We start from the raw sequence: 1,784 nt of genomic DNA, 5'->3' as shown, positions 1-1,784 counted from the left end.
CACGGCAAGCGGATCGACTGGTTCAAGCCCTATACCAAGGTCAAGAACACCTCCTTTACCGGCAAGGTCTCGATCAAGTGGTTCGAGGACGGCCAGACCAACGTCTCCTACAATTGCATCGACCGCCATCTGAAGACGAATGGCGACCAGGTGGCGATCATCTGGGAAGGCGACAATCCCTATATCGACAAGAAGATCACCTATAACGAGCTCTACGAGCATGTCTGCCGGATGGCGAACGTGCTGAAGAAGCACGGCGTCAAGAAGGGCGATCGCGTCACCATCTATATGCCGATGATCCCGGAGGCGGCTTATGCGATGCTCGCCTGCGCCCGTATCGGCGCGGTGCATTCCGTCGTCTTCGGCGGTTTCTCGCCGGAAGCGCTGGCGGGGCGCATCGTCGACTGCGAATCCACCTTCGTCATCACCTGCGACGAAGGCGTGCGCGGCGGCAAGCCGGTGCCGCTGAAGGACAATACCGATACCGCGATCCACATCGCCGCCCGCCAGCACGTCAATGTCAGCAAGGTGCTGGTCGTGCGCCGCACCGGCGGCAAGACCGGCTGGGCGCCGGGCCGCGACCTCTGGTATCACCAGGAAGTCGCCACCGTGAAGGCCGAATGCCCGCCGGTGAAGATGAAGGCGGAAGATCCGCTGTTCATTCTCTACACCTCAGGTTCGACCGGCAAGCCGAAGGGCGTGCTGCACACGACGGGCGGCTATCTCGTCTATGCCTCGATGACGCATGAATATGTCTTCGACTACCATCATGGCGACGTCTACTGGTGCACCGCCGATGTCGGCTGGGTCACCGGCCATTCCTATATCGTCTATGGGCCGCTTTCGAACTGCGCGACGACGCTGATGTTCGAGGGCGTGCCGAATTTCCCGGATCAGGGCCGGTTCTGGGAAGTCATCGACAAGCACAAGGTCAATATCTTCTATACGGCACCGACGGCGATCCGCTCGCTGATGGGCGCCGGCGATGAATTCGTCACCCGCTCGTCGCGCTCGTCGCTGCGCCTGCTCGGCACGGTCGGCGAGCCGATCAATCCGGAAGCCTGGGAGTGGTACTATAACGTCGTCGGCGACAAGCGCTGCCCTGTGATCGATACCTGGTGGCAGACGGAAACCGGCGGCCACATGATCACGCCGCTGCCGGGTGCCACCGATCTGAAGCCGGGTTCGGCGACGGTGCCGTTCTTCGGCGTCAAGCCGCAGTTGGTCGACAATGAGGGCAAGGTGCTGGAAGGGGCCGCCGACGGCAATCTCTGCATCGCCGACAGCTGGCCGGGCCAGATGCGCACCGTCTACGGCGACCACGAGCGCTTCATCCAGACCTATTTCTCCACCTACAAGGGCAAGTACTTCACCGGCGACGGCTGCCGGCGCGACGAGGACGGCTATTACTGGATCACCGGCCGGGTCGACGATGTGCTCAACGTCTCCGGCCACCGGCTCGGCACGGCGGAGGTGGAATCGGCGCTGGTGTCGCACAATCTGGTTTCGGAAGCTGCGGTCGTCGGTTATCCGCATGCGATCAAGGGCCAGGGCATCTATTGTTATGTGACGCTGATGGCCGGCCATGATGGTTCCGACACGCTTCGCCAGGAACTGGTCAAACATGTGCGCGCCGAAATCGGGCCGATCGCCTCGCCCGACAAGATCCAGTTTGCCCCCGGCCTGCCGAAGACCCGCTCGGGCAAGATCATGCGCCGCATCCTGCGCAAGATCGCCGAGGACGATTTCGGCGCGCTCGGCGATACCTCGACACTTGCCGATCC

1 protein-coding gene is annotated in these 1,784 nt (G+C 62.3%); it reads left to right on the top strand.

What is annotated here, in order from left to right; translation table 11 throughout:
• Positions 1 to 1,784: acetate--CoA ligase (gene acs / locus A7X77_RS31445; RefSeq protein ID WP_064686673.1), on the top strand; the 1,784-nt coding region annotated here is incomplete at both ends.

This window comes from Rhizobium bangladeshense (genome assembly GCF_001662075.1).
Taxonomy (GTDB): Bacteria; Pseudomonadota; Alphaproteobacteria; order Rhizobiales; family Rhizobiaceae; genus Rhizobium; species Rhizobium bangladeshense_B.
The sequence above is the reverse complement of the archived record's forward strand: the minus strand, read 5'-3'. Positions and strand labels throughout refer to the sequence as shown.